This is a genomic window from Streptomyces sp. NPDC102441, from assembly GCF_044765585.1.
Taxonomy (GTDB): Bacteria; Actinomycetota; Actinomycetes; order Streptomycetales; family Streptomycetaceae; genus Streptomyces.
Genome location: NZ_JBIWKH010000015.1, coordinates 228,008 through 252,547, shown reverse-complemented (window position 1 = coordinate 252,547; position 24,540 = coordinate 228,008). Strand labels below are relative to the sequence as shown.

Sequence of the window (24,540 nt, the reverse complement as noted above, 5' to 3'; positions counted from 1 at the left end):
GGAGGCGGCGTGATTCGGCCGCCACGTTACCGCGAACGGGGGACAGCGGCGCGCGCCGCCATGTCTTGCCCCGGTCCGCAGATCGTATGGGCCTACCGTGCGAAAGTCCTACTCGCACCGCGGAGGTGTCCCTCGTGCCCACGCCGCACCGATCGCCCCGTCCACCGCACCCCCGCACGGCTTCCTCGCAGCGCAGGCCCTCACGGCAGCCAGGAGCCGGTGGAGCCGCTCGGCGCAACCGGACCGGCAAGCGGAAACCGCCACCCCGGTGGGGCATGCGGGTCGTCACCGGGCTGTCCGTACTGGTGCTCGGTGCCGGCGGCATCGGCCACGCCGTGGTGAGCGGTCTGGAGACGGGGATCGACCGGGTCGACCCGTTCAAGGACATGAAGAACCGTCCCCAGGGCGGTCACGGCATGAATTTCCTGCTCGTCGGCACCGACGGGCGCGACAAGATCACCGCAGCGGAGAAGAAGAAGTACAGACTGGGCGGCGCACCCTGCCACTGCACCGACACCCTCATGCTCGTCCATGTCTCGGCCGACAAGCAGCGGGCCAGTGTCGTCAGCCTGCCGCGTGACAGTTACGCCGAGCTCCCCGCCCACACCGACGGGACCACCGGCAAGGAGCACTCCGCCCATCCGGTGAAGCTGAACGCCGCCTACGCCGAGGGCGGGCCCCATCTCACGGTGCGGACCGTCGAGCAGATGACGGGCGTCAAGATCGACCACTATCTGGAGGTCGACTTCACCAGCTTCATGAAGACGGTCGACACCCTGGGCGGGGTGGAGATCTGCACCGCCAAGCCGCTCAAGGACTCGTACACCGGCCTGGACCTGGCCGCCGGCACCCACAAGCTGGACGGTGGGCAGGCTCTCCAGTACGTGCGCTCCCGGCACCTCGACGGGGCGGCCGACCTGGGCCGGATGCAGCGCCAGCAGAAGTTCATGGCCGCGCTGATCAAGCAGACGACCAGCAGCGGTGTGCTGATGAACCCGATGAAGTTCCAGCAGGTCGCCTCGTCGATGCTCGAATCGGTCCGCGCCGACAAGGGCTTCGGCACGGACCAGATGCTGGAGCTCGGCAAGGCGATGCGCGGCTTCACCCCGGCCTCCTCGGAATTCGCCTCGGTGCCCCTGGAGGAGAAGGGCTACCAGGTCAAGGGCATCGGCTCCACCGTGAAGTGGGACGCCGTGAAGTCGAAGCAGATGTTCCAGGCCCTGCGCGAGGACAAGCCGCTCGCCCCGCACCTGCCGAAGCAGCCCAAGGCGACGCCCGTCGAGGTGGCCCCGGAACAGATCCGGGTGCAGGTCTACAACGGGACGCCGAAGGACGGGCTCGGCCAGGACGTCGACGCGGCACTGCGCTCCACCGGCTTCAACACCACCCGCTCCCCGCTCAACGGCGGACCGCACGATCTGCGGCGGACGCTGATCACCTACGACCCCCGCTGGGACCGCTCGGCGAAGTCCCTGGCCACCGCGCTGCCCGGATGCGAGCTCAGGGCGGAGAAGGGACAGGGCGCGACCATGAGGGTCACGGCGGGCACGGACTTCTCCAAGGTGCAGCGCGTGAAGGCCGAGAACCCGCAGACCGGCGAGTTCGACACGGTGACGGGCGACCAGGTGGTCTGCCCGTGACCGTGCCTTCCGGAGACCGTCCCTCCCGTCGCCGCGAGGGTGCGGTCATCCCTCGCGGCGGCGCGAGAACGCGGTCGCCACGAGGGCGATGACCGCCGCGAGGGAGGCGGTCGTCCAGAGGGCCGCGTAACCGCCCTCGCCCGGTTCGCCGGTGGACCCCGACAGGAACGCGCCGAGCAGGGCGGCGAAGACACCGCCCGCCACGGCCCCGCCCAGTGTCTTCACGTTGTTGTAGAGCGCGGCGGCGATGCCGGTGCGGGACGGATCGGACGCCTCGACGATCACCGTCGGCATCGCTCCGAGTGCCAGTCCGATGCCCAGGCCGGTGAAGGCGGACCCGGCCGCCATCTGCCAGATCTCCTCGTGCAGGAGAGCGAACTGAAGGAAGGTCACGGCGACCAGCCCGAAGGCCACCATCAGCGTGGGCCGGTAGCCGATCCGCCGGGCGACGGCGGCCGTGCCCAGCGAACCGATGACACTGCCGACGGCACCGGGCAGCAGGGCCAGCGAGATGGACAGCGCGCTCAGCCCGAACCCGTACCCGGTTACCTCCGGATCCGACGCGTAGAAGGTGGAGTTGGGCGCCTGGCTCCCGAAGTAGAAGACTCCGAAAAGGAACGCCGCGCAGTAGAACGGGGCGGTGGTCCGGGCGGCCAGCGCCCGCACGTCGACCAGAGGCTCGGAGCTGCGCAGCTCGACCAGCACCCACATCGCCAGGAGCGCCGCCCCGAGAACCACGGGCCCCAGGACCCGTACGGAACCCCAGGAGCCGCTCTCCGCCCCGGAGACCCCGCCGAGCAGGGCGACCATCGCGCCGCCGAGCAGCACCACCCCGGCCCAGTCGACCCGGCCGCCCGCCCTGTTCCGCGACTCCGGCACCGCGACGAAGGAGACGGGCACACAGACCACGGCGAGCGCGGCGGGCACCAGCAGGGTCAGCCGCAGGTTGCCGAAAGCGGAGTCGACGAGCCCCATCACGACCCCGCCGGCCATCGCACCCAGCGTCAGCGCTCCGACCAGACGGGCGATCGCCCGTCGCGCGTCGGCGACCGGGAGCCGGTCCCGTACGAGGGCGATCTCCAGGGGCAGCAGGGCGGCGACCGGCCCCTGGAGCGCCCGGCCGGTGAGAAGCGTCCCGTAGCCGGGGGCGAGCGCGACGACGAGGGTGCCCACCGCGATCGTCGCGAGGGCGATACGGAGCATCCGCCGGTGGCCGTAGAGGTCGCCGAGGCGCCCGAACAACGGGACGCAGACGGCCGCGGCCAGCAGTTGCACGGAGACCACCCAGTTCAGGGCGGCCGAGCCGATGCCCAGGTGGTCGGCCAGGTCGGGCAGCAGCGGGGCGAGCCCGACCTGGAGGAAACCGCTGGTCACCTCGAAGAGAACGAGGAGTCCGACGACGGCGGTGACGGACGCGGGCAGCGGCTGCCCGGTGGGGGCGGCCGGCGGCGGGGTGGCGGTGGCGGTCATGGCGCTACTCCTGCGCGAAGCGGGCGTAGGTGACTTCGGGCTCCGGGACGAGCGGGGTGCCGAGCCTGCGAAGCGCCAGTCCGGCGAGGAGAGCCGCGGCGTGCGGCAGCGCGCCGTCGTCGTAGACGGCCTGCGCGGAGTGGTTCATCGGGGCGGTGGCCGGGTCGGTGCCGGGCGGGCAGGCGCCCAGACCGACGAAGGCGCCGGGCACCTTCCGGAGGACGAAGGAGAAGTCCTCGGCCCCGGCCATCGGCTTGGGTGCCTCGAAGACGTGTTCCTCGCCCATGACCTGCCGCGCGGTCTCCAGGGCGAACGCCGCCTCGCCCGCGTCGTTGACCGTCGGCGGGTACTGCTCGACGTAGTCGATCCCGGCGCTCACCCCGTGGGCGGCGGCCACCCCGTGCACGGTCCGCTCGAAGGCGGCGCGCACCCGGGCCCGGGACACGTCGGAGAAGGTCCGTACGGTGGCGGAGAACGAGGCGGTCTCCGGAATGACGTTGGCCGCCGTGCCCGCCTCGATCCTCCCGACCGTGACGACGGCCGGGTCGAAGACGTCGATCTCGCGGGTGACGGCCGTCTGGAGCGCGGTGACCATGGCGCACAGCGCCGGCACCGGATCGGCGGCCGAGTGCGGTGAGGAGCCGTGCCCGCCCCGCCCGCGCACCGTGACCTCCACCGCGTCCGAGGCGGCGAGCATGGGTCCCGGCCGGGTCGCGGCGAACCCGGTGGGCGCGCCGGTGGAGATCACATGCAGGGCGTACGCGGCGACGACGCCTTCCCCCGCGGCGTCCAGGACACCCTCGTCGATCATGATCTGCGCGCCGCCCTGGCCCTCCTCGCCGGGCTGGAACATGAGGACGACGTCCCCGGCCAGCTCCTCCCTCCGGGCGGCCAGCAGCCGGGCGGCACCGACGAGCCCGGTGACGTGCAGGTCGTGGCCGCACGCGTGCATACGGCCGTCGATGACGGAGGCGTACGGCAGCCCGGTGTCCTCCTGGACCGGGAGTGCGTCCATGTCACCGCGCAGCAGAACGGCGGGGCCGGGGCGGCCGCCGCGCAGCACGGCGGTCACGGAGCTCAGCGCCTTGCCGGTCCGGATCTCCAGACCCAGTCCTTCCAGCGCGGCGAGTATCTTCGCCTGGGTCAGTGGCAGGCCGAGGCCGAGCTCCGGTTCCCGGTGCAGGGCATGGCGCAGTTCGGTCAGGGCGGGGGCGAGGTCACGGGCCTCGTGGAGCAAGGACATACGCGTATCGTGCGAAGAGAATCCCCTCAGCCTTGATCTTCCGCAGGAAAGCGCTCCACATGAGCCGATCGACGCACGAATCCGCCGGGCACCCGGAGCGCCTGCTGCGCACGGAGCAGCCGGAGCCGCTGGACGAGCTGGACTACCTCCTCATCACGGCGCTCCAGACCTCCCCGCGGGCGGAGTGGGCGCAGATCGGGAAGGTCCTCGGCATAGACGCCTCGACGGCGGCCCGCCGCTGGAACCGGCTCACCGAGGCCGGGCACGCCTGGCTCAGCTGCTACACCGTGGCGGTGGGGCCTTCGGTGCCGATCATCGCGTTCATCGAGGTGGACTGCGCGGCCGGCGCGCTGCACGAGGTGGCGGCGGAGATCGCGGACGACCCGCATCTGATCACCATCGAGCACGTCACCGGCGCCCGGGACCTGATACTCACCGCCGCCTTCCCCGACCTGGCGATGCTGGCCCGTTACGTCGGTTTCCGCCTCGGCCGGCTGCCCGGGGTGTCGGCCACCAGGTCCCAGACGGCGACCGCCGTCCACACCGAGGGCAGCCGCTGGCGCCTGGACCGGCTGGACCCGGACAGCCAGGACCTGCTGGCGAAGGACCGGGGGCCGGCCGTGCCACGGCGCGGGCTGCCCGCCCCGGACGCGCTGGACACCCAGCTCTATCTGCTGCTGAGCGAGGACTTCCGCCAGCCGGCCGCCCGCCTCGCCGAACGCCTCGGGGTCAGCCCCACCACCGTGCGCCGCAGGCTGGACCGCATGCACCGGCAGGACGCGCTGATCTACCGCTGCGAGGTGGCCCGCCACCTCTCCGGCTGGCCGATCTCGGTCACGCTGTGGGGCGTCGCCCCGGCCGGTGAGACCTCACGCATCGCCTCACAGCTGATCCGTATGCGTGAGACCCGGCTCTGCGCGTCGCTCACCGGCCCGCACAATCTGATGCTCACGGTGTGGCTGCGCTCCGCCGAGGACATCGGTGCCTTCGAGGCCAGGCTGGCGGATCGTTTCCCCGAGCTCACAGTCGCCGACCGGGCGGTCGCTCTCTGGCAGCTCAAGATCGCGGGCCATCTCCTGGACCCTCTGGGCCGCCACATCCGGGGTGTGCCCGTGACGTTCTGGGAGGAGCCTCGCGCGGAGCAGGCCGAGGACGCCCTGCTGGAGCGGCTGCGCGTGCATCGGGTCACTGGGAAGTAAGGGACAGCAGGCGGCCCGATATGCCCGTATCGCCTGTCCGCAACTTCACTGCGACGACGTCACAGCGACCCGCGGTCGTCGATGCCTTCGGCGGATCGCTGCTCCCGCAGCTCCTTGATCGCCCGGCGGCGGGCCAGACGGTGGGTGCGGCGGATCTGGGCCTCCTGGTAGCGCCGCCTGTCGCGTTCCGTCTCCGGGACCACCTGCGGCACGCGGCGCGGCTTGCCGTCCTCGTCCACCGCCGCGAACACCAGATAGGCGCTGCCGACCTGCTGGGCCGGGGTCGACTCGTTCCACCGCTCGGCCATGACGCGGACGCCGACCTCCATCGAGGAACGGCCGGTCCAGTTCACCTGGGCACGGACGTGAACAAGGTCACCCACGCGGACGGGCTCCAGGAAGACCATCTCGTCCATGGAGGCCGTCACGGCCGGTCCGCCGGAGTGCCGGCCCGCGACGGCACCCGCCGCGTCGTCGACCAGCTTCATGATCACGCCGCCGTGCACCGTGCCCAGGAGGTTGGTGTCGTTGCCGGTCATGATGTGGCTGAGGGTCGTACGGGAGGCCGAGGTCGGCTTGCCCGGAATATCGCCCTCCGGTGGCTGGGGTTGATCTGTCATGCCGTCCACCTTATGCGGGGGCTTGCACCTGGTTGCTTTGCATCAGGTTCGCAACAGCCCTGCCCCGATCCCCGGTACACCCTGTAAGTGCCACAGGTCCGGACGGCACACTGGTCCGCATGAGCGAATGGCCCGAAGGACGGAACGGCGGACAAGGCGAACGCTACGGGCGGGGCAGCGCAAACCCCCGGCCCGAGAGCGCACAGGCCATGCCGCACGTCCGGCGGCGCCCCGCGCCGCCGGAGTCCCCGCCCCACATCCCTCCGCAGCAGGGACAGGGCTACGAGGACGGACCCGGTTACGACAGCAGCTACAGCACGGGCCAGGTCTACGGCGGCGGACAGCGCGGCGGTGGCCCCGGCGGCGGGGGCGGGGGCGGCCATGGCGGAGGCGGTTACGGCGGTGACAGCGGATACGTCCAGCCACGCGCGACACCCAACTGGGGCCGGCGCATCAAGGTCGGTGTACTGACCCTCGTGGTCGTGGTGCTCGCCGTCTCGGTCGGCACGTACTTCTGGGCCGACGGAAAGCTCAAGCGCGAGGTCGACCTCTCCAAGGTCATCGACCGGCCGGACGGGGGCGACGGCACGAACTACCTGGTCGTCGGCTCCGACAGCCGCGAGGGCATGACGGCCGAGGACAAGAAGAAGCTGCACACCGGTTCCGCCGAGGGCAAGCGGACCGACTCGATGATGATCCTGCACGACGGCTCCAACGGCCCGACGCTGATCTCCCTGCCCCGTGACTCGAACGTCGAGATCCCCTCCTTCGTCGGCTCCGAGTCCGGCAAGAAGTTCGAGGGGACGGGCCGCACCACGAAGCTGAACGCCGCCTACGCGGAGGACGGCCCCGAGCTGCTGGTCCGCACGGTCGAGTTCAACACCGGGCTGCGCATCGACCACTACGTCGAGATCGGCTTCGGTGGCTTCGCCAAGATCGTCGACGCCATCGGCGGCGTCGAGCTGGACATCCCCAAGGCGTTCAAGGACAAGAACTCCGGTGCCGACTTCCAGGCCGGCAAGCAGACACTGAACGGCGAGCAGTCCCTCGCCTTCGTCCGCACCCGGTACGCGTTCGCGGGCAGCGACCTGGACCGCACGAAGAACCAGCAGAAGTTCCTCGCGGCCCTGGCCTCCCAGACGGCGACCCCCTCGACGATCCTCAACCCGTTCAAGCTCTACCCCACGATGGGCGCGGGCCTGGACACACTGATCGTCGACAAGGACATGTCGCTCTGGTCGCTCGGCAACATGTTCTTCGCGATGAAGGGCGTCACGGGCGGCGAGGGTACGTCGATGAACATCCCGCTCACCGGCGGGAGCGTGAACGGCAACCTGGTCTGGGACAAGGACAAGGTCAAGCAGCTCGTGGAGCAGCTGAAGAACGACGAGAAGGTCACGGTCAAGGGCAGCTGACGCCCCCGGCACCGGGCCCGCAGCGGCCCCTCGCCCCGGCTTCCGCCGGGACGAGGGGCCGCTGTCCGCTCTCTCCGGCTCCGTCGGCAGGGGCACCCCCGGCAGGCGTCACGCGCTCCCGGATCCCGACGGCTGGTACAGGTCGTTGAGTTCGTCGGCGTGGTCCTCCTCCTCCTTGAGGATGTCCTCGATGAGCCGACGTGAGGTGGGATCGCTCTCACCGATCCAGCGCACGATCTCGGTGTACGTCTCGATGACGATCCGCTCCGCGACGAAGTTCTCCCGGATCATCCCCTGGAGATCGGTCTCCGCGGGCGTCTCGTACTCGGTGTGGGAGCGGGCCACGAGTGTGCCCGGGTCCATGTCAGGGCTGCCGCCGAGCTGGCTGATCCGGTCCGACACGCGCTGGAAGTGGTCGAGCTCCTCGCCGGCGTGCTCACGGAACATGTCGGCGACCTGCTCCCGGTGGATCCCCTGGGCCACGATCGCGTTCTGGGTGTAGCGCAGATAGCAGACCATCTCGGTGGCGACCACCTGGTTGAGTACGTCGATGAGCCGCTCCAGGTCGGCGGTGTTCGCGGGGGTGACCGGGCCCTTGGAGATGTTCCTGCGGGCCTCTTCGCGGATCTTGGTGACGTCGAGGGCGAACTGGTTCGGCATGGCGATTCCCATCTGTCCGGTTTCGAGCCCTTATCGGCAGGCATCGGAATCGTAAGGGGACGCACACGCCGGGACCCGATTGCGACTCGCTCGCTCATCGCGCGCCCCGGCGGACACCGGCGACGCCGTTTCAGGGGCAGGATCCGTCGAAGATGTTTTCGTAGGTGCGGTAGACCCGGTCGGCCTTCTTGCCCTGGCCGACGGCTGCGGCCGGGTACTCGATGACGGGGACCGGCTTGCAGACGGCCCACTTCCGGGTGTCCGGGGAGTCGTCGAAACCGAAGGTGCCGCCGGCGCCGCGTACACAGTTGACACAGCTCGCACCGGCGTCGGTACCGAGGATGTTCATGTTGATGATGGTGTTGTACACGTCGTCATGGTTCGGCAGTTTCATGGCGCCTGCCTTCGCGGACGGCTTCTCCGCGCCGTTGATGTCGTCGTACGCGCGGTCGGTGGCCTGGGCGAGCACGGTGAACGCGTCGTGGTACATGACCGCGTAACCGTCGTCCAGGGGCTTCTCGCCCCATGCCGGCACGCTCTTCAGCTTCTCGAAGCCCTCCAGGAAGCCCCGGGGCCCGGCCGGGAGCTGCTTGCCGTCCCCCCACGACAGGGTGTCGACCGAGGCGGCGGCGACGAGGGTGATCCGGGAGTCCCTCAGCTGCGCGGTGATCTCCGTCCCGGTGGACTCGGGATCCATGCCGATGCCCACCTTCAGGATGCGCGTCGGCTTCGTGTGGTTGCAGGAGGGTTCGTTCGCCAGCCGGTTCACCAGGTGGGGCAGGTCATGGTCGCGGCCCGCGAAGAAGACCGTGTCCGCCTCGGTCAGGCAGATGCTCCGGGCCGCGTCGGCGAAGCGCTGGGGAACGCCCTTGTCGTCGCCGGTCAGTCCCAGGTAGGACGCCTGGCGCTGCTTCAGTCCGTACTTCTGGCCGAACTCCTTCAGGAAGACGTCTCTGAGGTCGGCGGAGTAGCTGTCCTGCTCCCGCCGGTCGGTCACCAGGAAGCCGGTCCCGTCTCCCGGGTTGTTCTCCAGGTACGCCCCCAGCGACTGGACCTGGAGGTCGTTCGACGGTGAGGTCTTGAAGAAGTACTCGGCTTGCATCGTGGTCGAGGTGAGGACGGGCCCGATCACCGGGATCCGGTGCCCCGAGAGGGTCTCGGCGGCTGCGAGCGTGTCCGGGACGCTGCTCGGCATGCCGAACGCACCGACCAGCGGTGACGGGTCGTCGACCATCGGTGCGAGCCGGTCGACGACGGGCTGCCAGTGGTCGAGGTCCTTCCCGTCGTTGGCCAGAAGGAGCTGGTACCGGGGCCCGGCCTGCGCGTTGGCCCGGAGCTGTGCCACATGGGCCCCCGCCAGGGAGCGGGCGATCTGCGCGGTGCTCATCGCGCTGGTGGCATCCGTGGTGAACGGCATCATCAGGGCGATACGCACATACGGGATACGGGCCTGGCCGTTCTCCGGATCCTTCCACCCCTTCTCCACACGGGCGTTCTCGTCCGCCACCGCGCGTATCAGACCGTCCAGTTCCGGGTCGCCGTCCAGGACCCCCGCGGTGACACCGACGCACTCCTCCCCGGCCTCCTCCAAGCCTTCACCGCATTTCTCCGGCAGCAGCCGTACGACCGCGAAGGCGGCCGCCGCGAGCAGGAGGACGCCCACAGCCAGGGCGATGATCTTGTCCCCCGGGCCGAACGCCCGGTTCCGGAAACGGTTCAGCACTGTCTCACTCCTCGCCGCGGAGAGGGCCGCGTCCGTACTCGGGTCCGAACGTCGGGCAGGGCCTTCGCTCGCGTACGGCCGCAGGCCAGGAGCGTGCCGCCTCGTTGAGCACCACGCGGCCCGACGGATGACGCATCGACAGGAAAGCCAGCTCCGAGCCGATGTCCTCGCACAGGTCGTCCAGCGGCTCCGCGTACGTCTCGGACAGGTACCAGAGCGCGTGCAGCAGCCGGTTGACGGACCGGTGGATGTCGTCGGCCTCGTCGTACAGGTGGTCGTGGGCGCCTCGGGCGATCTCGGCGCGGTGGTCGGTCCACTCCTCCCACGGAGGGTGCGGGGCCGATGCGACATGGGGCAGTGCGTCCAGCCAGCGGCCGGCCGGCCAGCTGCCGAAGTACTCCGTCAGTGTGTTCACCACCGGTTCCGCGTCCCCGACGGCGAGCTCGTGCCGCAGGGCGTCCGGCTCGTGACCCGCCCCGAGCTCCTCGTGATGCTGCCGCAGGAGGCCGTGCAGGTCCGCCCAGCGCCGTCCCGGCCCGGCCGCGGCACAGGCGCGGCGGGCCTCGTGGACCAGCAGGGCCCGCAGGAAGGGGTCGGCCACGAATCCGCTCTCCGCACCGGGTCCGTCCGCGTCGCCCCCGGCCCCCGCACCGTCGGTCCAGTGCTCCTCCTCCAGATACCGGGCCGCGGTGGGAAGCCCCGCGCCGGGCAGTCCGCCGTCCGCCGGGACGACAACGGCCGTCAGGACCTGGGCGGCGGCCCGGTCCCGTGCCAGGGCGAGCGGTGCCAGATGGGAGCGCAGCTGGGGCTGGGGCACGAGCCGCTCCAGCAGTACCTCGCCGGCCGGCCTCCCCTCCACGGCGGGCAGGTCGAGCAGGGTCTCGGGGGTGACGGGGTGTCCGGCGCGGACGACCGCCTCGCAGAGCACTCTGCTTCCCTGCGGATGCCCACGGGTGAGGGAGTACAGGGCGGACGGAAGATGGCGGGGCAGTGGCCCCTGGGCCTCGTCGAGCATCAGCAGCAGGTCTCCGCGGCCCAGCGGGGTCAGCGGGACCGTGAGCATGCCGGCCGACGGCGACGAGGCGACGGTGCGTTCCCAGCCGGACTCATGGGTGAGCTCGGGCAGCTCCCTGGTCGTCGCGTCCGGGTAGAGGGCCGCGCCGTCGCCCAGTCCGGTCGCCACGACGACCAGAGGGTCCTGGGCTCCGGATCCGGGCACGGCCCGGTGGTCGAGCAGCAGGCCGAGGAAGCGCCGCCCGGCCGCGGTGTGCGCGTTGTCCAGCAGGACCAGCGGCCGGGGCGCCCGGTTGACCCGCTGCCACCGGCCGTAGGCGTCGGCGAGATCTTCGAGGAAGGCCGCGGTCAGGGTGCGCTCGACGGCATCCTGGAAGTCACCGCCCTGGTGGAAGCGCAGACTCAGCCGGATGAGGGCGGCCTCACCGTCCTCGGAGCCGCTGGAGCGGCTCCGGTACCACTCCTGCACCGACTTCTCGGCCCGGGACCTCGTATGACGCCCGAAGTACTGCTGGAGCACCGCCTCGGCGACAGGGGCCAGATCGTGCTGCCGCCGGTCCGGGTCCGCGAGGCGCTCACTGACGTCGTACGTCCAGTCGGTGCCGTCCCCCTCGGCTCCCTCCGTGCCCTTCCTCAGGCCGCAGGCGACGAGCAGGCGCGCGATCCTGTCACGGGCCAGCGCCTGCTCCTCCTCGTCGCCGCGGTGCCAGCTGGACACGGCGAACAGCCCCGGCAGCAGGCGGGAGAAGCGGAGCCTCGCCGCCCCAGGGACCGTCGGCGCCAGCTCACGGACCAGCCGCTCCAGGATCTCGACCACCGCCGACGTGTTGGCCACCGCGGGACCCGACCTGCGTGCCTGTTCGATCTGCGTTCCATCGACCCTGCCGAGCGGGATCCGCCCGCGGTAGGACTCGTCCAGGGCGTCGAGGACCGCGGTCCTGCCCATGCCGTGGCGCCCGGAGACCAGCGTCACCGGAAGGTCGTCCCGGTGTTCCTGCGGCACCAGCTCCCGCCGGTCGGGCGCCATGCCCACCAGCCGGGGAACCAGTCCCCGCACGATCGGATCCCGTGCGTACAAAGACGTCCTCATCGCCCATCCCCCCGTTCCGCCGTCCTTCTCCGTCCTGTGCGGCCCGGCTCCGCGTGTCCGCTCCCCCGGCTACGCGGCCCCCCGGCCATGGGTGTCAGCCGCCGAGCATCCTGCTCAGCGCCTGGCCGACCGCGTCCAGGAGGAGCTGTCGGCCGACCGTGTCGGGAGCGGCACCGAGACTGCGCCGTATCCCTTCCATCAGGCCGCGCTGCCGGTCCGGGGGCGGCTCGTCGTCGGGGACACCGCCGCCCGCCAGTGAATGCGCGCTCCGCAGCAGGGTCGCGAGTGACTCCGGATCGAGATCGAGGGCCGGCGCCAGCTCCGAGATGAGTCTGGCGAGGCCGGCGGGCGGCAGTGCGGTGTGCATCTCGATCGTGGTGTGCACACTGTGGTCGGAGTCGCCCTGCGTGAGGTGCTCGATCGTCCCGGCCTCGATGTGGGTGTGCTGGGTGGGCCGGCGGAACTCACGCTGCTGTGCCACGTACGCGCCGATGTCGGTGGCTCCGGTGAGCACGGCTGCCACGCCCTGCGAGGTGAGCGCGACATGTGAACCGACGTCATGGTGGAACGGCGGCCCCTCGCAGGTGATCAGCTCCTCCGCGGCCAGATAGCTGAGGGCACGGGCGACCTCGCTCCGGGAGAGTGCGTCACCGAGGAAGAAGACGTCCGGCGAATCGAGGAAGCCGCTGATCCGCAACGGCTGCCGGTGCGTGTTCGCGTGGATCCAGTGCAGTACGGCTCGCGCCGCGTGGCGGGTCCGCTCGGCGGCGTTCGCACGCAGGGCCTGGAGCCGGCGGGCCCGTGTCGCCCCGTCGGACCGGAGCGTGACCACGGGTGCCCCCGTGGCCGGGCCGGTGCCGCCGACGGAATCGAGCATCCCCTCGGCGCACAGGTGGTCGACGACGAGCCGGACCGCGCTCATGGGGATGCTCTGGAGGGAGCCGAAGCCGGCGCAGGACACATGGTGTTCCAGCTCTCCCTCCGCCCTGTCCCATACCCAGAGCAGGAGGCGGGGGCCGTACCTGTCGACATACGCGACATCGCGGTCCGGTAACTCAGGCGCGCAATCTGACACTGACGGGGTCCTGTCCGTGCGGATGACCGATGACTCAGCTGCCGCACCTACCCCGGATTCACCGGTGTAATCAGCCTGACGCCCGAGACTGTGCGGCAACTTCGTCACGGTGAGGGCACGTTGAGGAAGACCGGCACGCCGACCGAACGGGCGGGGGTGCCACCACTGCCGTCGGTGACACCCCCGGTGGTCCTGCCGCGCGGAACGCGGCGGCCGTTACGGCAGGTTGCGTGCCATGACGATGCGCTGGACCTGGTTGGTGCCCTCGTAGATCTGGGTGATCTTCGCGTCGCGCATCATGCGCTCGACCGGGTAGTCACGGGTGTAGCCGTAACCGCCGAGGAGCTGGACGGCATCGGTGGTGACCTCCATCGCGACGTCGGAGGCGAAGCACTTGGCCGCGGCGCCGAAGAAGGTCAGGTCGCCGTCGAGGCGCTCGGACTTGGCCGCCGCCGCGTAGGTGAGCTGGCGGGCCGCCTCCAGCTTCATGGCCATGTCGGCGAGCATGAACTGGATGCCCTGGAAGTCACCGATCGGCTTGCCGAACTGCTTGCGCTCCTGGACGTAACCCTTGGCGTAGTCCAGGGCGCCCTGGGCGATGCCCAGGGCCTGGGCCGCGATCGTGATGCGGGTGTGGTCCAGGGTCTTCATCGCGGTCGCGAAGCCGGTGCCCTCCTCGCCGATCATGCGGTCGGCGGGGATACGGACGTTGTCGAGGTAGACCTCACGCGTCGGGGAGCCCTTGATGCCGAGCTTCTTCTCCGGGGCGCCGAAGGAGACACCCTCGTCGGACTTCTCCACGACGAACGCCGAGATGCCCTTGGAGCGCTTCGTCGGGTCGGTGACGGCCATGACCGTGTAGTACTCGGAGACGCCCGCGTTGGTGATCCAGCGCTTCACACCGTTCAGGACCCAGAAGTCGCCGTCGCGCACGGCCTTGGTCTTCATCCCCGCCGCGTCCGAGCCGGCGTCCGGCTCCGACAGCGCGTACGAGAACATCCCCTCACCCCTGGCCAGCGGGCCCAGATACTTCTTCTTCAGGGCCTCCGAACCGGAGAGGATCACCGGGAGCGAGCCCAGCTTGTTCACCGCCGGGATCAGCGAGGACGACGCGCAGACGCGGGCCACCTCCTCGATCACGATCACCGTGGCGAGCGCGTCCGCGCCCGCACCGCCGTACTCCTCCGGAACATGCACCGCGTGCAGGTCCGAGGCGACCAGCGCGTCCAGCGCCTCCTGCGGGAAACGCGCCTCCTCGTCCACCGCGGCGGCATGCGGAGCGATCTTCGCCTCGGAGAGCGAACGGATCGCCTCACGGAGCATGTCGTGCTCCTCGGCCGGACGGTACAGGTCGAAATCGGTCGAACCCGCCAAGACGTTCACTCCCCAAGAATGCTAACTACCGTTAAGTAACCTGATTTTAGTGGCCTTGCCGAGCGGAGGCATACGGGCGGGCCACGTGAGCTTGCCGACAGCCGTGAGGACGGCCCCGGAGACCGCCGGAAAACAGCCTCCCGCACGCACGGTTATGCTCGGCTCCGCACGTCTGTCCGCATCGTTCAGGAGCACCCATGGCCCTCAGGATCACCGTGATCGGCACCGGCTACCTCGGCGCCACCCATGCCGCGGCCATGGCGGAGCTGGGCTTCGAAGTCCTCGGGCTCGATGTCGTGCCCGAGAAGATCGAGATGCTGTCGGCGGGCAAGGTGCCGATGTACGAGCCGGGGCTCGAGGAGATCCTGCAGAAGCACGTCGCGGGCATCGAGGGGTCCACCGGGCGGCTGCGCTTCACCACCTCCTGGGAGGAGATCGGCGCGTTCGGCGATGTGCACTTCGTCTGCGTGAACACTCCCCAGAAGCACGGCGAGTACGCCTGCGACATGAGCTATGTGGACAGCGCCTTCGAGTCGCTGGCCCCGCAGCTGACCCGGCCCGCGCTGGTCGTGGGCAAGTCCACCGTCCCGGTGGGCTCCGCCGCACGGCTGTCGGCGCGGCTGGCCGAGCTGGCGCCGGTGGGCACGGACGCGGAGCTCGCCTGGAACCCGGAGTTCCTGCGCGAGGGCTTCGCGGTGAAGGACACCCTGCACCCGGACCGGATCGTCATCGGTGTGGAGAGCGAGCGGGCCGAGAAGCTGCTGCGCGAGGTGTACGCCGGGCCGGTCGCCGAGGGCTCGCCCTTCGTCGTGACGGACTTCCCGACCGCCGAGCTGGTGAAGACCTCCGCCAACTCCTTCCTCGCGACCAAGATCTCGTTCATCAACGCGATGGCCGAGGTCTGCGAGGCCGCCGACGGCGACGTGATGAAGCTCGCCGAGGCGATCGGCCACGACGAGCGCATCGGGAAGAAGTTCCTGCGGGCCGGGATCGGCTTCGGCGGGGGCTGTCTGCCCAAGGACATCCGGGCCTTCATGGCGCGCGCCGGTGAGCTGGGCGCCGACCAGGCGCTCACCTTCCTGCGGGAGGTCGACTCCATCAACATGCGCCGGCGCGGTCACATGGTCGAACTGGCCCGCGAGGCCGTGGGCGGAGGGTCGTTCCTGGGCACCCGCGTCGCGGTGCTGGGCGCCACCTTCAAGCCGGACTCGGACGACGTACGCGACTCGCCGGCCCTGAACGTCGCCGGGCAGATCCATCTGCAGGGCGGCCAGGTGACGGTCTTCGACCCGAAGGGCATGGACAACGCCCGGCGGCTCTTCCCGACGCTCGGATACGCGGACACGGCCCTGGACGCGGTGCGCGGCGCGGACGTGGTGCTGCACCTGACGGAGTGGCGCGAATTCCGGGAGCTGGACGCGGCGGCGCTGGGCGAGGCCGCGGGGCGGCGCATCATCCTGGACGGCCGCAACGCGCTGGACCCGGCGGTGTGGCGCGAGGCCGGCTGGACGTACCGGGCGATGGGCCGCCCGAAGGCGTAGCCCGGGCCCCGGCGGGATGACCGGTTCCGCCCGGGGGGCGTCTTGTCCTCAATCGCCGGACGGGCTTGATTTCTGGCGCCGGACGGGCTTGATCTGCCCCTGGCGCCGGACGGGCTTGATGTAGCCCGCCCGGCGGTTCTGTACTGCTACGCCGCCGGGCCGTCCAGCTCGTCGATCGTCACGTGGGACGGGCCGACGCGCGTCAGCAGCTCGCCGGCCACCGCCTCCGCGTCGCGCAGGACCCGGACCGCGTTCTGCCAGGTCAGCTTGGCCACATCGCTGTCCGACCAGCCGCGCGTGAGCAGCTCCGCGATCAGGTGCGGGTAGCCCGAGACATCCTCCAGCTCCAGCGGGAGGAACGCCGTGCCGTCGTAGTCTCCGCCGACGCCGATGTGGTCGATCCCGGCGACCTCGCGCATGTGGTCGAGGTGGTCGGCGATCGTGGCCACGGTGGCCATCGGGCGCGGGTTGAGCGCTTCGAAGTCCGCGTGGATCCGCATGGCGGCCGGGGTGGTGTCCAGATGGTGCAGGCCGTGCTCCCGCATGTTGCGGTCGGCGGCGAGCGTCCACTCGACGGCGGCGGGCAGGACGAACTTCGGTACGAAGGTCGCCATGGCCACACCGCCGTTGGCCGCGAGCATCCGCAGCACGTCGTCAGGGATGTTGCGCGGGTGGTCGCAGACCGCCCGGGCCGAGGAGTGCGAGAAGATCACCGGCGCGACGGAGGTGGCGAGCGCGTCCCGCATCGTGGTGGCCGCCACATGGGAGAGGTCGACCAGCATCCCGACGCGGTTCATCTCGCGTACGACCTCACGGCCGAACTCCGACAGACCGCCCACGCGCGGGGAGTCGGTCGCCGAGTCCGCCCAGTCGGTGTTGTCGTTGTGCGTGAGCGTCATGTAGCGGACGCCGAGGGTGTGCAGCGCACGCAGGGTGCCCAGCGAGTTGTTGATGGAGTGCCCGCCCTCGGCACCCATCAGGGAGGCGATACGGCCCTCGGCGCGGGCCTTCTCCATGTCGTCCGCGGTCAGGGCGCGCCGCAGGTCGTCCGGATAACGGTCCAGCATCTCGCCGACCACGTCGATCTGCTCCAGCGTGGCGCTGACCGCGTCGTCGCCCGCCAGCTCGGGCGGGACGTAGACGGACCAGAACTGCGCGCCGACGCCGCCGGCCCGCAGCCGCGGGATGTCGGTGTGCAGGGTGCCGGTCTGGTCCTGGGAGATGTCACGGGCGTCGAGGTCGTAGCCGACCTGCTCGCGCAGAGCCCAGGGCAGGTCGTTGTGGCCGTCGACGACGGGGTGGGCGGCCAGGAGCAGCCGCGCACGGTCCAGGTTGTCCATCGTGACCGCCCTACTTCCCGAAGCCGAAGGAGTCCGCGCCCTGGGTCTTGGCGCGCAGCCGCTTGCCCTTCTCCATGGCCTGCTCCTTGAGCTCCTGCTGGAAGTCCTTCATCCGCTCCAGCAGCGCGCTGTCGTGGGCGGCGAGGATACGGGCGGCGAGCAGGCCCGCGTTACGGGCGCCGCCGACGGAGACCGTGGCGACGGGGACACCGGCCGGCATCTGGACGATGGAGAGCAGGCTGTCCATGCCGTCGAGGTACTTCAGCGGGACCGGGACGCCGATCACGGGCAGCGGGGTGACGGAGGCGAGCATCCCGGGCAGGTGGGCCGCTCCGCCCGCTCCCGCGATGATCGCCTTGAGACCGCGGTCCGCGGCCCTCTCGCCGTACGCGATCATCTCGTGCGGCATGCGGTGGGCGGAGACGACGTCGACCTCGTAGGGGATCTCGAACTCGCCGAGGGCCTCGGCGGCCGCTTCCATCACGGGCCAGTCGGAGTCCGAGCCCATGACGATGCCGATGACGGGGGCGGAACCTGGTGCGGTCATTCGGTGATCGTTCCTCGCAGGTAGTCGGCCGCGTGCCGGGCGCGCTCCCGCACGTCCGACAGATCGTCGCCGTAGGTGTTGACGTGGCCCACCTTGCGGCCGGGCTTCACGTCCTTGCCGTACATGTGGATCTTGAGCTGCGGGTCGCGGGCCATGCAGTGCAGATACGCCTGGTACATGTCCGGGTAGTCACCGCCGAGGACGTTGCACATGACCGTCCAGGGGGCGCGCGGGCGGGGGTCGCCGAGCGGGAGGTCCAGGACGGCCCGCACATGGTTGGCGAACTGCGAGGTGACCGCGCCGTCCTGGGTCCAGTGCCCGGAGTTGTGCGGGCGCATGGCGAGCTCGTTCACGAGGATGCCGGGACTGCCGTCGGGTCCGCGCGTCTCGAAGAGCTCGACCGCGAGGTGGCCGACCACGCCCAGCTCCGCCGCGATCCGCAGGGCGAGCTGCTGGGCCTCGCCCGCGAGGCTCTCGTCCAGGCCGGGCGCCGGGGCGATGACGGTGTCACAGACCCCGTCGACCTGGATGGACTCGACGACCGGGTAGGCGACGGCCTGGCCGTGCGGCGAGCGGACGATGTTCGCCGCCAGCTCCCGCACGAAGTCCACCTTCTCCTCGGCGAGCACGGGGACACCGGCCCGGAAGGGCTCGGCGGCGTCGGCCTCGGAACGGACCACCCAGACGCCCTTGCCGTCGTAGCCGCCACGGACCGTCTTGAGGATGACGGGGAAGCCGCCGACCTCCTCGGCGAACGCGACGGCGTCCGCCGGGTCCGCGACGATGCGGTGGCGGGGGCAGGGCGCGCCGATCTCCGTGAGCTTCGTACGCATCACCCCCTTGTCCTGGGCGTGCACCAGAGCGCCCGGGCCGGGGCGTACGGGAATGCCGTCCGCCTCCAGGGCCCGCAGGTACTCGGTCGGCACATGCTCGTGGTCGAAGGTGATCACGTCACAGCCGCGGGCGAAGGCACGCAGTGTCTCCAGGTCGCGGTAGTCGCCGACGACGACTTCGCCGGCCACCTGGGCGGCCGAATCCTGGGGAGTGTCACTGAGGAGCTTGAATTTGAGGCCGAGGGGGATGCCCGCCTCGTGGGTCATTCGGGCGAGCTGGCCGCCGCCGACCATGCCGACTACAGGAAACGTCACGCCTCCAGGGTATCGGGCCGTTCGAGGCCTCCCCTCACCGTAGGCGGCAGGGCCGGGCAGGCCCCGGGGAAGGAAGCCTCGTCACGCGGGCACCATGGACTCACGGGCATCACACGGGAGGGCTGGTTAGCATGGCCGGGTTGACGAAACCGACCGGACGGGGCTGCGATCACCATGAGCGAACGGGGCGCACTGCGGGCCCGGCTTGATCTACTGGCCAGGGAGGTCGCGAAGTTCGGCGCGGTCGGCGCACTCGGGCTGGTCGTCAACATCGCCGTCTCGAACCTGATCTGGCGCACCACGGACTTTCCGGTGGTGCGGGCCGGGCTGATGGGGACGGTCGTCGCCATCCTCTTCAACTACGTCGGATTCCGCTACTGGACCTACCGGGACCGCGACAAGACCGGCCGGACCCGGGAGCTGACGCTGTTCCTGCTGTTCAGCGCCGTCGGCGCGGTGATCGAGACCGGCGTGCTCTACCTGGCGACGTACGGCTTCGGGTGGAACAGCCCGGTCCAGAGCAACGTCTTCAAGATCGTCGGCATCGGGATCGCCACGCTGTTCCGCTTCTGGTCGTACCGCACCTGGGTGTTCAGGGCGCTGCCCGCCAAGGAGGCCGTGCTCAACGCGGAACGATTTCTGGAGCAGCGGCGACCCTCCGACGAGGTGACTCCCGGCCCCGTGCCCCGCTGAGGCCCGTTAGAGCCGGTCGAGGCCCGCAGAGCCGCCGCTGAGGCCCGTCGGCTTCCGTCTCAGCGCACCGGGCGTACGGCTTCCTTGCGGCTCGGCGCGACCCGGCTGAGGAAGAGGGCGAAGACCGGAGGCTGCTGCTGGAGCAGTTCGAGCCGGCCGCCGTCGGCCTCGGCGAGGTCCCTGGCCACGGCGAGGCCGATCCCCGTGGAGTTACGGCCGCTGATGGTGCGCTCGAAGATCCGCGCCCCCAGGTCGGCGGGGACGCCGGGGCCCTCGTCCGTGACCTCGACGACGACCTGGGTGCCGGTGACACGGGTACGCAGCGCGACCGTGCCGCCACCGTGCATCAACGAGTTCTCGATCAGCGCGGCAAGCACCTGGGCGACGGCGCCCGGGGTTCCGACGGCCTCCAGACCGTGCTTGCCCGAGCAGACGACGGCGCGGCCGTCACTGCGGTAGGCCGGGCGCCATTCCTCGATCTGCTGCTTGATGACCTCGTCGAGGTCGAAGACGACGGCGGAGCCGGTGCGCGGGTCACGGGCGTTGGTCAGCAGCCGCTGCACCACGTCGGTGAGGCGCTCGACCTGGGTGAGCGCGATGTTCGCCTCCTCCTTCACCGTGTCCGGGTCGTCGGTGACGGAGATCTCCTCGATCCGCATGGAGAGGGCGGTCAGGGGCGTACGCAGCTGGTGCGAGGCGTCCGCGGCGAGGCGTCGCTCCGCGGTCAGCATCCGGGCGATCCGCTCGGCGGAGGAGTCCAGGACATCGGCGACCCGGTCCAGCTCCGTCACCCCGTACCGCTTGTGCCGGGGGCGCGGGTCGCCCGATCCGAGGCGTTCGGCGGTCTCGGCGAGGTCGGTGAGCGGGGAGGTCAGCCGGTCGGCCTGGCGTACGGCGAGGAGTACGGCGGAGATGATCGCGAGCAGCGCCACCGCCCCGATGATCAGCAGGGTCCGGCCGACCTCCCGGGTCACGGCGGAGCGGGACTCCTCGACGGTGACCTTCTCGCCCTGCTCCCCCGTCTCCGTGCTGCGGATGGCGTTGCCGTCCGTGGGGCGCTCTCCGACCTCGATGGCGGCGCGCCCGGGGATCTCGACGCGGGCGTAGCGGCTGGGGTCCACCTGCTCGGCGAGGACCTGCGGGGTGATCCGCTCGGCGCCGAGCAGCCGGCTCTCGACGACGCTGATCAGCCGGAAGGCCTCGGAGTCGACGCTTTCCTGGGCGCTGTTGCTGATGGTGCGGGTCTCGACGATGACGAGGGAGACCCCGAAGACGGCGATCACGACGAGCACCACGGCGAGCGTGGAGTTGATCAGTCGGCGGCGCATGAGTGTTCTGTACGTCAGCTCTTCTCGAACCGGAAGCCGACGCCCCGGACGGTGGCGATGTAGCGCGGATTGGCCGCGTCGTCGCCGAGCTTCTTGCGGAGCCAGGAGATGTGCATGTCGAGGGTCTTGGTGGAGGACCACCAGGTGGTGTCCCAGACCTCACGCATCAGCTGGTCACGGGTGACGACCCGGCCGGCGTCCCGCACGAGGACCCGGAGCAGATCGAACTCCTTGGCGGTGAGCTGGAGTTCCTCGTCGCCCATCCAGGCCCGGTGGGACTCGACGTCGATCCGGACGCCGTGCGTTGCGGGCTGCGGGGCGGGCTCGGTGGCGCCGCGGCGCAGCAGGGCGCGGACCCGGGCGAGAAGCTCGGCGAGGCGGAAGGGCTTGGTGACGTAGTCGTCGGCGCCGGCGTCCAGGCCGACCACCGTGTCGACCTCGTCGGCCCGGGCGGTCAGCACCAGGATCGGCACCGCGTGGCCGTCGGCCCGCAGTCGCCTGGCGACCTCCAGGCCGTCCATCCCTGGCAGTCCCAGGTCGAGGACGACCAGGTCGACGCCTCCCTGGAGTCCGGCGTCGAGGGCGGTCGGACCGTCCTCGCGGACCTCGACCTCGTAACCCTCACGACGCAGGGCACGGGCCAGTGGCTCCGAGATGGATGCGTCGTCCTCGGCGAGCAGTACACGGGTCATGCAGTGATGGTAGTCCGCGCAGGCCCGCCGGGGTGAGGCGCTGGGCATGACCTGCGGGTCAGGGCCACGAATCGGGCATCCTCCTTTGAATATGGGACTGTGGTTCCAGGCCTACCTGTGATCCATCTCTCAAGTCCTTCCATATCCCCGCGTGTCGTGTCGTATGGTTGCTCGACGCCTGTTGCACCACCGAAGGACCTTTGGGCTGCTTTCGCGCCAGGGGTCACTTTTGTGTACGGGCCGGTTCCCGCCGGCCCCGACCAGTGAATGACCTGTGGGCCGGGCCCGGAGCGCGAGGACGCGCACCGGGCGTGGATCCCGGAGCGGTCTGTCCCACGATCCCGCCCTCGAGCTCCCTGCGGAGCGACGGCCGGATCGGATCCCTCGAGGCGTCGGGGGTCGGGGCGTGTCCGCCCCGGTGCCGGCCACCCCCCACCGGGCGCGTACCGCTCACGAGGCGAGCGCGTCCCGACCAGCAAGGATCGACCATGGCGTCCAGCCTGACGAAGGACTCGGCCAGTACTCCTGGTTCGGAGAAGACCTTCTTCGGCCACCCCCGCGGCCTGGCCACTCTCTTCATGACGGAGATGTGGGAACGCTTCAGCTACTACGGCATGCGCGCCCTTCTCCCGCTCTACCTGATCGCTCCCAACGGGCTTCACATGAACCCCGCCACGGCCACGGCGATCTACTCGGTCTACCTGTCGCTGGTGTACCTGCTCACCATGCCCGGCGGCTGGATCGGCGACCGCGTCTGGGGCCCCCGCAAGACCGTCGCCATCGCGGGCGGCGTCGTCATGCTCGGCCACCTGGTGCTGGCGCTGCCGGCCGAAGGCACCTTCTTCGCGGGCCTCGGCCTCGTGGCGATCGGCTCCGGCCTGCTGAAGGCGAACATCTCGACGATGGTCGGCCACCTCTACGACGGCCCGGACGACCCGCGCCGTGACGGTGGCTTCACGATCTTCTACATGGGCATCAACGTGGGTGCCTTCGCCGCCCCGCTGGTGATCGGCACCGTCGGCGAGAACGTCAACTGGCACCTGGGCTTCGCCCTGGCCGCCGTCGGCATGGGACTCGGTGTCGCCCAGTTCCTGCTCGGCACCCGCCACCTGGACGAGCGCAGCCACGTCGTGCCGAAGCCGCTCTCCGCGGACGAGCGCGCCTCCACGCTGCGCAAGTCGATGATCTGGCTGGGCGTCGCCGCCGTCTTCTACATCGGCACGGTCGTCACCGGCGTCTACACGCTGAACTGGCTGCTGGTCCCGATCACGGTCGCCGGTCTCGTCATCCCCGTGGTGGTCCTGGCGCGCATCAAGCGCGACAAGGAGCTCGACCAGGCCGAGCAGGCGAAGATGTCCGGCTACATCTGGTTCTTCGTGGCCGCCGCCATCTTCTGGATGATCTACGACCAGGGTGGTTCGACCCTGGCGATCTTCGCCGACTCCTCGGCGGAGAACTCGGTCCTCGGCTGGGACTTCCCGGTCTCCTGGTACCAGTCGGTCAACCCGGTCCTGATCATGGCGCTGGCTCCGGTCTTCGCCGCCTTCTGGCTGGCGCTGAACCGGCGGGGCAAGGAGCCCAGCACGATCGTGAAGTTCAGCTCCGGTCTGGTGCTGGTCGGCGCGTCGTTCTTCCTCTTCCTGGCGCCCCTGGCCATCGCCGGCGACGGCCACAAGGCCGCCGCGATGTGGCTGGTCGCGATCTACTTCGTGCAGACCGTCGGTGAGCTGACGCTCTCCCCGGTCGGCCTCTCGGTCACCACCAAGATGGCCCCGGCCAAGTACGCCAGCCAGATGATGGGTGTCTGGTTCCTGGCCGTGACGGCCGGCGACTGCACCACGGGCCTGCTCTCCCTCGCGGGGGTCGAGCTCAACGGCAACGGGGTGGTCGCGCTCCAGGCCGCACTCGCGGTGCTCGCGGGTGTCGCGATCTTCATGTACCGCGGCAAGGTCAAGGCGCTCATGGGCAACGTCCGCTGACCCGGACCCCGCCCGCATGACTCAGGGCCCCGCACCGATCGGATCGGTGCGGGGCCCTGAGTCGCTCGCGCCGGGGCACGAGGGGCGGCTACGCCGGTGCGGCGAGCTCCGCCCAGACGGTCTTGCCCGGCTGTTCCGGCGTACGCGTCACACCCCAGTCCAGGCAGAGCCGCTGCACGATGAACATGCCGTGACCGCCGGGCCGCCCCGCGCGGTGCGGATTGCGCGGTGAGGGCTGCCCCGCACCGGCGTCGACGACCTCGACCCGGAGCATCTTGGGTGAGCAGCCGATACGGAGCTCCTCGGGACCGTCCGCGTGCAGGCAGGCGTTCGTGACGAGCTCGGAGACGACCAGGAGGACGTCCTCGGCGGCCGCCCGCCGGTCGGCGCCCGACGCGGGCAGCCAGCCCCAGTCGTGGAGCGCCTGTCTGGCGAAGTCCCGGGCCATCGGGACGATGCCGCTGGCCTGCCTCAGCGAGAGCGTGCGCCACTGCCGGTCAGCGGGTACGGCAGAGGCTGCGCCTGTGCCGTCCGGCTCGCGGCCGAGGCCGCCCGGCGGATGCTGCCGGGTGGTGCTCATCAGCGCTTCACCTCACCGATTCACCGTGTTGCCATCGAACAGAACTGGTCAGATACAGAGTGTGCGGGTTCCATGACCCCGACGGGATGTCTCCTGCCCGGCCGAATGGTGACGACACCCTTTTCGCCTACGCCGTAAGCGTGACTCGCGTGACAGCCAGGGCTCCCGA

The 24,540-nt window shown here is 70.5% G+C and carries 20 protein-coding genes; 6 read left to right on the top strand and 14 right to left on the bottom strand.

The features are described 5' to 3' along the window. Positions 1 to 275 precede the first annotated feature (275 nt). Positions 276 to 1,640: an LCP family protein gene (locus ACIREO_RS30540; RefSeq protein ID WP_404116008.1), complete on the top strand. Its 1,365-nt coding sequence runs from the start codon at positions 276 to 278 to the stop codon at positions 1,638 to 1,640. A 45-nt stretch (positions 1,641 to 1,685) separates the two neighbouring features. On the opposite strand, the gene ACIREO_RS30535 is transcribed toward ACIREO_RS30540, so the two are convergent. Continuing rightward, entirely contained in the window at positions 1,686 to 3,110 is a 1,425-nt protein-coding gene (locus ACIREO_RS30535; protein ID WP_404116006.1) for an MFS transporter, read from the bottom strand. 4 nt (positions 3,111 to 3,114) lie between these two features. Then, on the bottom strand, positions 3,115 to 4,353 hold the full coding sequence (locus ACIREO_RS30530; protein ID WP_404116004.1) for a M20 family metallopeptidase: 1,239 nt from the start codon (positions 4,351 to 4,353) through the stop codon (positions 3,115 to 3,117). Positions 4,354 to 4,412: 59 nt separating this feature from the next. Here ACIREO_RS30530 and ACIREO_RS30525 point away from each other — a divergent pair, with 59 nt between their 5' ends. Further along, a complete protein-coding gene (locus ACIREO_RS30525) occupies positions 4,413 to 5,552 on the top strand; it encodes an Lrp/AsnC family transcriptional regulator (RefSeq protein ID WP_404116002.1) in 1,140 nt (379 codons plus the stop codon). Between the two features lie 59 nt (positions 5,553 to 5,611). Here the strand turns inward: ACIREO_RS30525 and ACIREO_RS30520 are convergent, their stop codons facing one another. Further along, on the bottom strand, positions 5,612 to 6,172 hold the full coding sequence (locus ACIREO_RS30520) for an acyl-CoA thioesterase (RefSeq protein WP_404116000.1): 561 nt from the start codon (positions 6,170 to 6,172) through the stop codon (positions 5,612 to 5,614). 119 nt (positions 6,173 to 6,291) lie between these two features. Here ACIREO_RS30520 and ACIREO_RS30515 point away from each other — a divergent pair, with 119 nt between their 5' ends. Beyond that, complete coding sequence (locus ACIREO_RS30515) at positions 6,292 to 7,587, top strand: LCP family protein (RefSeq protein ID WP_404115998.1); 1,296 nt, start codon at positions 6,292 to 6,294, stop codon at positions 7,585 to 7,587. Positions 7,588 to 7,695: 108 nt separating this feature from the next. Here the strand turns inward: ACIREO_RS30515 and ACIREO_RS30510 are convergent, their stop codons facing one another. From ACIREO_RS30510 to ACIREO_RS30490, 5 genes are all read right to left on the bottom strand, one after another. Beyond that, positions 7,696 to 8,247 carry a ferritin-like fold-containing protein gene (locus ACIREO_RS30510; RefSeq protein WP_404115996.1) on the bottom strand — a complete coding sequence of 184 codons (552 nt, stop codon included), beginning with the start codon at positions 8,245 to 8,247 and terminating at the stop codon, positions 7,696 to 7,698. Between the two features lie 130 nt (positions 8,248 to 8,377). After that, complete coding sequence (locus tag ACIREO_RS30505) at positions 8,378 to 9,970, bottom strand: ABC transporter substrate-binding protein (protein WP_404115994.1); 1,593 nt, start codon at positions 9,968 to 9,970, stop codon at positions 8,378 to 8,380. A gap of 4 nt (positions 9,971 to 9,974) precedes the next feature. Further along, on the bottom strand, positions 9,975 to 12,074 hold the full coding sequence (locus tag ACIREO_RS30500; RefSeq protein ID WP_404115992.1) for an ATP-binding protein: 2,100 nt from the start codon (positions 12,072 to 12,074) through the stop codon (positions 9,975 to 9,977). 94 nt (positions 12,075 to 12,168) lie between these two features. Then, a complete protein-coding gene (locus ACIREO_RS30495; RefSeq protein WP_404115991.1) occupies positions 12,169 to 12,996 on the bottom strand; it encodes a hypothetical protein in 828 nt (275 codons plus the stop codon). Positions 12,997 to 13,365: 369 nt separating this feature from the next. Then, positions 13,366 to 14,523 carry an acyl-CoA dehydrogenase family protein gene (locus ACIREO_RS30490; RefSeq protein WP_404116080.1) on the bottom strand — a complete coding sequence of 386 codons (1,158 nt, stop codon included), beginning with the start codon at positions 14,521 to 14,523 and terminating at the stop codon, positions 13,366 to 13,368. Between the two features lie 197 nt (positions 14,524 to 14,720). On the opposite strand from ACIREO_RS30490, the gene ACIREO_RS30485 reads away from it, so the two are divergent. Next, the gene (locus ACIREO_RS30485; RefSeq protein ID WP_404115989.1) at positions 14,721 to 16,064 is read left to right on the top strand and encodes a UDP-glucose dehydrogenase family protein; all 1,344 of its coding nucleotides are present in this window, start codon (positions 14,721 to 14,723) and stop codon (positions 16,062 to 16,064) included. 146 nt (positions 16,065 to 16,210) lie between these two features. On the opposite strand, the gene ACIREO_RS30480 is transcribed toward ACIREO_RS30485, so the two are convergent. From ACIREO_RS30480 to ACIREO_RS30470, 3 genes are read right to left on the bottom strand one after another with little or no spacing between them, the layout of a single operon-like run. Further along, entirely contained in the window at positions 16,211 to 17,404 is a 1,194-nt protein-coding gene (locus tag ACIREO_RS30480; RefSeq protein ID WP_404115987.1) for a dipeptidase, read from the bottom strand. A 10-nt stretch (positions 17,405 to 17,414) separates the two neighbouring features. Further along, the gene (gene purE / locus ACIREO_RS30475) at positions 17,415 to 17,951 is read right to left on the bottom strand and encodes a 5-(carboxyamino)imidazole ribonucleotide mutase (protein ID WP_404115985.1); all 537 of its coding nucleotides are present in this window, start codon (positions 17,949 to 17,951) and stop codon (positions 17,415 to 17,417) included. Next, positions 17,948 to 19,099, bottom strand: a complete 1,152-nt coding sequence (locus tag ACIREO_RS30470; RefSeq protein WP_404115983.1) for a 5-(carboxyamino)imidazole ribonucleotide synthase — start codon at positions 19,097 to 19,099, stop codon at positions 17,948 to 17,950. The genes purE and ACIREO_RS30470 overlap by 4 nt, the downstream gene beginning before the upstream one ends. A 174-nt stretch (positions 19,100 to 19,273) precedes the next feature. Here ACIREO_RS30470 and ACIREO_RS30465 point away from each other — a divergent pair, with 174 nt between their 5' ends. Next, positions 19,274 to 19,792: a GtrA family protein gene (locus tag ACIREO_RS30465; protein WP_404115981.1), complete on the top strand. Its 519-nt coding sequence runs from the start codon at positions 19,274 to 19,276 to the stop codon at positions 19,790 to 19,792. 59 nt (positions 19,793 to 19,851) lie between these two features. Here ACIREO_RS30465 and ACIREO_RS30460 read toward each other — a convergent pair whose 3' ends face one another. Further along, positions 19,852 to 21,120 carry an ATP-binding protein gene (locus ACIREO_RS30460; protein WP_404115979.1) on the bottom strand — a complete coding sequence of 423 codons (1,269 nt, stop codon included), beginning with the start codon at positions 21,118 to 21,120 and terminating at the stop codon, positions 19,852 to 19,854. A 14-nt stretch (positions 21,121 to 21,134) separates the two neighbouring features. Next, entirely contained in the window at positions 21,135 to 21,812 is a 678-nt protein-coding gene (locus ACIREO_RS30455; RefSeq protein ID WP_031098784.1) for a response regulator transcription factor, read from the bottom strand. A gap of 488 nt (positions 21,813 to 22,300) precedes the next feature. On the opposite strand from ACIREO_RS30455, the gene ACIREO_RS30450 reads away from it, so the two are divergent. Beyond that, positions 22,301 to 23,791, top strand: a complete 1,491-nt coding sequence (locus tag ACIREO_RS30450; protein WP_404115977.1) for an oligopeptide:H+ symporter — start codon at positions 22,301 to 22,303, stop codon at positions 23,789 to 23,791. 88 nt (positions 23,792 to 23,879) lie between these two features. Here ACIREO_RS30450 and ACIREO_RS30445 read toward each other — a convergent pair whose 3' ends face one another. After that, complete coding sequence (locus ACIREO_RS30445) at positions 23,880 to 24,371, bottom strand: ATP-binding protein (RefSeq protein WP_404115975.1); 492 nt, start codon at positions 24,369 to 24,371, stop codon at positions 23,880 to 23,882. Positions 24,372 to 24,540 lie beyond the last annotated feature (169 nt).